Origin of the sequence: Halanaerobium sp. ST460_2HS_T2 (assembly GCF_003337665.1) — a bacterium.
Classification (GTDB): domain Bacteria; phylum Bacillota; class Halanaerobiia; order Halanaerobiales; family Halanaerobiaceae; genus Halanaerobium; species Halanaerobium kushneri.
The window spans coordinates 92054-98795 of the sequence record NZ_QPJF01000013.1 but is presented as its reverse complement, the minus strand read 5'-3'; the positions used below and the strand labels follow the sequence as shown (position 1 = coordinate 98795).

Genomic DNA, 6742 nt, shown 5'->3' with positions numbered 1-6742 from the left:
AAAGGATAAGGGTGTGACTGAATATTCTGTAGATAGTATAGTTTCTCAATAACTTAAATTTGACAATGCTTAAATATTTTTATGCAATGCTAGTGAGAAATTAAATATTTATTTTAACTTAATAGTGAATTAAAAAGTTGGTGAAACAGCGATTATCTTGGAGAATTTTTTCGACATAAAGAGACATAATTCGGGTGGTACACGGTACCTGTACATTTTATTTGCATTTTAAGTTAAGAGGTGTTATAATTTAGATTGGTTAAAAACCCACGCTCTGCTAGCAGCAGGGCCATTAGTCCGTGTGGAGGAGGTGAATGTAAATGGAAACTAGAAAAAGAGATTACGAAACAACTTTTGTATTAAAACCTGATCTTGAAGATGAAGAAAAGCAAAATATTCTTCAGCGTGTCAAAGATGCAATCTCAGATCACGAGGGAGAAGTAACCGAGGTTGATGCCTGGGGTAAAAAACAGTTAGCATATGAAATTAAGGATTACCGTTCTGGTGATTATACAATCTTAGAATTCAATGCCAAAACTACTGTAGTTAATGAGTTAGAGAGAATCTTTAAGATTATGGATGGTGTACTTCGTTATTTAGTAGTTAGAAATGATGCATAATATAAATTTAGGTGGTGAATAATCTTGTTAAACAGAATTGTTTTAATCGGCCGCCTGACACGAGATCCAGAACTTCGCTATACCAGTAATGGAACTCCAGTTTGCAACTTTACCCTGGCTGTTGAGAGAAATTATACCAACCGTAATGGTGATCGCGATGTTGATTTTATTAATATTGTGACCTGGCGGGGTCTGGCGGAAAATTGTGCCCGTCATCTCGGTAAAGGTAGACTGGTTGGAGTAGATGGATCCTTACAAATACGTAAAAGTGAAAATAACAATAGAACTTATATAAATCCTGAAGTGAATGCTGATAATGTGCGTTTTCTAGATTTCGGTAACAATAACGGTAGCCGAAATAATAATCAGGGACAGTATCAGAATAATCAGAGTAACAAGCAGCAGAACAATAATCAGGCTCAGCAGAATAATAATAATCAGCAGCAGAGTCAGGATGATTTTGATGCTCAATTTGATGATAATTTTGATGCTGATGATTTTGATGTACCATTTTAAAAAGGAGGTAAATCTTAATGCCTAGAGGTAGAAATAAATCTTGCCATTTTTGTGCAAATGAAGATAAAAAAATTGATTATAAAGACTTAAGAACTTTAAATAGATATCTTACAGACCGCGGTAAAATTATGCCACGTCGTGTAACAGGAAATTGTTCCAAACATCAAAAATTAATTACACAGGCAGTTAAAAGAGCTAGATCAGTTGCTCTGCTGCCATATGTAAAAGAATAAGTATTTTATGAAGGAGGCAAAATCTATGATGGCGCCTCCTTTCTTTAATAATAGATGTTAATTTCTGCCGGCAGATGAGGTGATAAATTAGATGGATATTAGAAACTATAAAGATAGTATTAGAACCCTGGCCTACATAATTTTATTAACTGCAATTAATTATTTTATCCCATTTTTATCAATGGCAGTTATGATACTCTGGCCGGTGCCAATAGTGTATCTTGTTCAGAAAAAAGAAAGTAATGGGGTAATTACTGTAATTATAATTGCTGCTTTATTTAATGGGGTTTTATTTGGAACTTTTATGGGCCTGATGACTGTAATTGGTTTTGGACTGGTCGGTTTTGTAATTGGAAATGTAATAAAAGAAGGTCTCTCACCTTTAAAAACTCTAATCACAGCAGTAATTACAGTAGTGATATCCCAGGCTTTAATATTTTATGTATCATCAGGAATGCTTAATTTAAATTATCAGACATTACTGCAGCAGATTATAGATAGCTTAAGCAGCGAATTTGATCAGCAGTCAGTAGAACAGCTGATTACTGCTCAAATAAGTTTGATCAGAATGATTTTCCCTGCGCTGCTTGCTGTTTCAGCAACAGTAACCGGTATTTTAAATTACTATGTTTCAGCCTGGTATTTAAGAAGAAGGGGTTTAAATATAGAATTATATAAAGCAGTTAGTAAATGGTATTTTCCCCGCTGGATTGTTTCAGTTTTGATAGTTATCTCTCTTTTAATGACTTCCAATCCGATATTTTTAAATATAAATATTTTTATGTTTTTCCTGGCTTTTTTGCAGGGTTTTTCGGTTTTAATGTATTATTTATCTACAAAGAGCAGTTCTTTTTTGTTAAAATCATTTTTTATATTTTTAATCTTTATTTTTCCACCGGTTCCGATTATTTTAGTATTACTTGGAATGATCGATATGTGGTTTAATTTTAGAAAGCAGAATAATCAACCCGGTTAAAATGACTAAGGAGGTAAAAGATTATGAAAGTAGTATTAACAGAAGATGTTAAAAAGTTAGGTTCTAAAGGTGATGTTGTAGAAGCTGCTGATGGTTATGCCCGCAATTATTTAATGCCTCGCGGTCTGGCTGTGGAAGCAACTCAGCAGAAAATTAAAGAACTAAAAGAAAAAGAAGCAAAGAAAAATCGACTGGAATCAGAAAAAAGAGATGATGCTAAAAAATTAAAGTCTAAGTTAGAATCAGAAAAATTTGTAATCAAGGTTAAGGCTGGCGAAAATGGTAGATTATTTGGTTCTGTCAATACAAAAGATATTGCTGAAGCAGCTGCCGATAAGGGTTATGATATTGATAAGCGTAAGCTGGAACTTGATGATTCTATTAAATCTCTGGGAATGCATACTGTGGCAGTGAAATTGTATGATGATATTACAGCTAATTTAAAGATTAATGTAAAAGAAAAATAAAAGTATAAAAATACCTCCAGGTAGATAGTCTATTTTAGTTAGGCTGTCTACTCTGGAAGTATCAGATCAGCTAAAAAGTCTGGAGTTTAATTTAGAACGGAGTTTAATTTAGAACAAGGAATATTCAAATTTTTGTGATTTATGTCTTTTTTTATTTAAATTAAATATTAAGCAGGATTTTTTAGTTTAATCAAGAATAAAAGAAATAAGAGAAAAAGATTTTTTTACAGTTCTTGAAAACGCTTTCAAATTATTAAATAATCAAATAAAAGGAGTGATCTTAATGAAACTATCTTTTCGCTGGTATGGTGACGATGATCCTGTAACTTTAGAAAAAATTAGACAGATACCTGGAATGGTAGGAATTGTTACAGCTATTTATGATATCCCGGCAGGAGAAGCCTGGCCTTATGAGAAAATCAAAGAGTTGAAAGATAAGGTTGAGGCAGCTGGTCTCGAAATTTCGGCGATCGAAAGTGTGCCGGTTCCAGAGGCAATTAAAATGGGGGTTGAACCCCGGGACCGCTACATTGAAAATTACAAAGAGACTTTAAGAAACCTATCTAAGGCAGGAATTGAAGTTGTAACATATAACTTTATGCCTGTTTTTGACTGGACCCGCTCAGAACTTGATTATGAGCTTGAGGATGGTTCAGAAGCTTTAATCTACAAAAAAGAAGAAGTAGATAAAATGGATCCTGTTGGAGGAGAGCTTGATTTACCCGGCTGGGATACCAGTTATGACAAAGATGAATTGAATGATTTAATGACTGCTTATCAGGAAATTGATGAGGATAAGCTCTGGGATAATTTAGAATATTTCTTAAAAGAAATTATTCCTGTAGCCGAAGAAGAGAATATCAAAATGGCAATCCATCCTGATGATCCACCATGGTCTATTTTTGGTCTGCCAAGAGTTATTGTAGGCAAAGAAAATCTGCATAAATTTTTAAATTTAGTTGACTCACCAGCAAATGGTCTTGCACTCTGTTCTGGTTCCCTGGGAGTTAATCCAGAAAATGATGTGCCTGCAATTATTAGAGAATTTGGGGATAGGATTCATTTTGCTCATGTGAGAAATATAAAAATCACAGGTGAAGATAGTTTTGAAGAAGCTGCTCACTTAAGTGAGAAGGGATCACTTGATATGTATGAGATTATGAAGGCCTATCATGATGTAGGTTTTGAAGGACCTCTTCGCCCTGATCATGGAAGGATGATCTGGGGTGAGACTGGTAAACCAGGTTATGGTCTATATGATCGTGCTCTAGGAGCAACTTATCTTAATGGTCTCTGGGAAGCAATTAATAAATGTAGTAAATAAAAAGGGAAGGAGAGCGATATGTTAAAACTAAAAAAAGAAGAATTAAAAGATAAAGCACAGTGGACTGAAGCCGGAATAAATCCGCCAGAATTTGACTATCAGAACTTAGTTGATAAAACAAAAGCAAATCCTGAATGGGTACACTTTGGTGCAGGTAATATTTTTAGAGCTTTTATAGCTCGCCTGCAGCAGGAACTCTTAAATGAAGGAGAAGTGGAAACAGGAATTATTGCTGCCGAAGGTTTTGACTATGAGATTATAGACAAAATATATAAACCAGCTGATAACTTAAGTCTGGTAGTTAAGATGTCAGCTGATGGTAATCTGGATAAAACACTGCTGTCCAGTATTGCTGAAGGATTAAAAGCTGACTCTCAGTTCGAAAAAGATTGGGAAGAATTAAAAGAAATCTTTAAAAATCCGAGTCTAAAGATGGCCAGTTTTACAGTAACAGAAAAAGGATATAGTTTAGATAATATGGAAGGTGAATTCTTCCCCTTTGTTTTAGAAGATTTTAAAGCTGGACCTGAAGCTGACTTAAATCATCTGATGGCTAAAGTAACAGCTTTAGCTTATGAACGCTACAAAGCAGGAGCCTATCCTTTCTCCTTTGCCAGCATGGATAACTGTTCTCATAATGGCCAGAAATTAAAAGATGCAGTTTTAACTGTAGCCGAAAAATGGTCTGAAAATGAGCTGGTAGAAAAAGGATTTCTGGATTATTTAAATGATGAGTCTAAAGTCGGTTTCCCCTGGTCAATGATTGATAAAATCACTCCAGGACCGGCTCCGGAAGTTCAAAAGAAACTAAAAGAACTGGGCTTTGAAAATACAGAGATAGTAAAAACAGATAAAAACACAGAAATTGCAGCTTTCGTTAATGCTGAAGCACCTGAGTATTTAGTTATCGAAGACAGTTTTCCCAATGGGAAAATACCCTTAGATAAAGCAGGAGCAATTTATACAGATCGAGAAACTGTAAATCAGGTAGAAACTATGAAAGTAACAACCTGCTTAAATCCACTCCATACAGCAATGGCAGTTTATGGCTGTCTTTTAGGACATAGCTCAATAGCAGAAGAGATGGAAGATCAGGAAATAAGAGCTTTAGTAGAACAGATTGGCTATCAGGAAGGGCTGCCGGTTGTTGTAGATCCAGGAGTACTTGATCCTAAAGAATTTATTGATGAGGTGGTAAAAGAAAGACTGGTTAATCCCTATATTCCAGATACACCACAGAGAATAGCCAAAGACACCTCACAGAAGGTGGCGATTCGCTTTGGGGAAACAATTAAATCTTACCGTGAGGCTGAAGACCTTGATCCAGCAGACTTAGTAGTAGTACCTTTGGCTATAGCAGGCTGGCTGAGATATCTTCTGGCAGTAGATGATCAGGGTAATGAGATGCCCTTAAGTTCGGACCCAATGCTGGCTGAGCTTACACCTCAGTTAGAGGGAATAGAAATAGGTAATCCGGATACGCTTGGAGATAAGTTAGAAAATATCTTAAGTAACGAAAAGCTGATGGGACTTGATTTATACCAGGTAGGCCTGGGAGAAAAGATAGAAGGCTACTTTAAAGAAATGATAGCAGGAGAAGGAGCAGTTAGAAAAACTCTAAATAAGTACCTTCTCTAGTCAGAATAGCTAAATCTAATACGATAATTGAGGAGTCTGATTAATTATAATCAGGCTCCTTTTTAAATATTAATTTCTTAATTTGCTTCAATTATCAGGGTTAGTATGTTATATTAGTTTTAAACTGAAAAACTAAAAATTACAGAAGGTGATTGAGATTGGTTGAAAATAATATCTTGGAGATTAAAAACTTAAATTATCGTAAAGACGAATATGACTATTTAAAGGATTTTAAAATGGAAGTTGAAAATAAAAGTATTCATTCAGTTTTATTTCAGAATGAAGAGAGTAAAAACAAATTACTGGAATTTATAAGGGGAGAAAGCAAAACTGCTCAGGGACGTTTGATATTTAAGGGTAGAGAAATTGGACAAGAGAAACTGCAGAAACTTAAAAAAGAAACTATTTATTTTATTAATCGTTATTCTGCTCTCAATCCGGAAAAAGATCCCCTCGGAATTTTTAAATTTAATAAAAAAGGTGAAAAAGAAAATAGGTCGACAGTTTTTCCGGAAATGACAGTTGCTGAAAACATATTTTTTGGCAGAGAACCACTAAAGAAATTTTTGTTTTTTAAGTCAATTGATAATCAAAAAATGTTTGAGGAGACTCTGAAATTACTGGGCCTGCTGGATGTAGAAATTTATCCGAAACAGAAAATGTTAGAATTAAGCCCACTTAAAAAACAGCTGGTAGAACTCTTGAAAGCTTTATCCCTGGGAGCAGAGCTTATCATTATTGATCAGGCAGTGGTGGAATTGAATGCCAGAGACAAAGAGATATTTTTTAGTTTTATGCAGGAGTTAAAGCAAAAAGATTTTACAATTATTTATTTTACTAAAGAAATAGAAGAAGTATTTAATACATCGGATACAGTGACTGTATTAAAAGATGGCAGGAATAATGGAACCCAAAAGGTTGCAAACTTAGAATATAATCAGCTGGCCCTGATGTTAATGGGTCGATAG

General features: G+C 34.6%; 8 protein-coding genes. All 8 read left to right on the top strand.

Going from position 1 to position 6742, the window contains the following annotated elements:
* Positions 1–320 precede the first annotated feature (320 nt).
* A complete protein-coding gene (gene rpsF / locus DFR80_RS07905; protein ID WP_076546272.1) occupies positions 321–620 on the top strand; it encodes a 30S ribosomal protein S6 in 300 nt (99 codons plus the stop codon).
* A gap of 24 nt (positions 621–644) precedes the next feature.
* Complete coding sequence (locus DFR80_RS07900) at positions 645–1136, top strand: single-stranded DNA-binding protein (protein WP_076546273.1); 492 nt, start codon at positions 645–647, stop codon at positions 1134–1136.
* A gap of 17 nt (positions 1137–1153) precedes the next feature.
* Positions 1154–1369: a 30S ribosomal protein S18 gene (gene rpsR, locus DFR80_RS07895; protein ID WP_073157999.1), complete on the top strand. Its 216-nt coding sequence runs from the start codon at positions 1154–1156 to the stop codon at positions 1367–1369.
* 91 nt (positions 1370–1460) lie between these two features.
* On the top strand, positions 1461–2345 hold the full coding sequence (locus tag DFR80_RS07890) for a DUF2232 domain-containing protein (protein ID WP_076546274.1): 885 nt from the start codon (positions 1461–1463) through the stop codon (positions 2343–2345).
* A 23-nt stretch (positions 2346–2368) separates the two neighbouring features.
* Complete coding sequence (gene rplI / locus DFR80_RS07885) at positions 2369–2812, top strand: 50S ribosomal protein L9 (RefSeq protein WP_076546275.1); 444 nt, start codon at positions 2369–2371, stop codon at positions 2810–2812.
* Positions 2813–3095: 283 nt separating this feature from the next.
* Positions 3096–4136 (top strand): mannonate dehydratase, encoded by a 1041-nt coding sequence (gene uxuA / locus DFR80_RS07880; protein ID WP_076546276.1) that lies wholly within the window; start codon positions 3096–3098, stop codon positions 4134–4136.
* 18 nt (positions 4137–4154) lie between these two features.
* Complete coding sequence (locus tag DFR80_RS07875; protein ID WP_114489669.1) at positions 4155–5774, top strand: mannitol dehydrogenase family protein; 1620 nt, start codon at positions 4155–4157, stop codon at positions 5772–5774.
* Between the two features lie 158 nt (positions 5775–5932).
* Entirely contained in the window at positions 5933–6742 is an 810-nt protein-coding gene (locus DFR80_RS07870) for an ATP-binding cassette domain-containing protein (RefSeq protein ID WP_114489668.1), read from the top strand.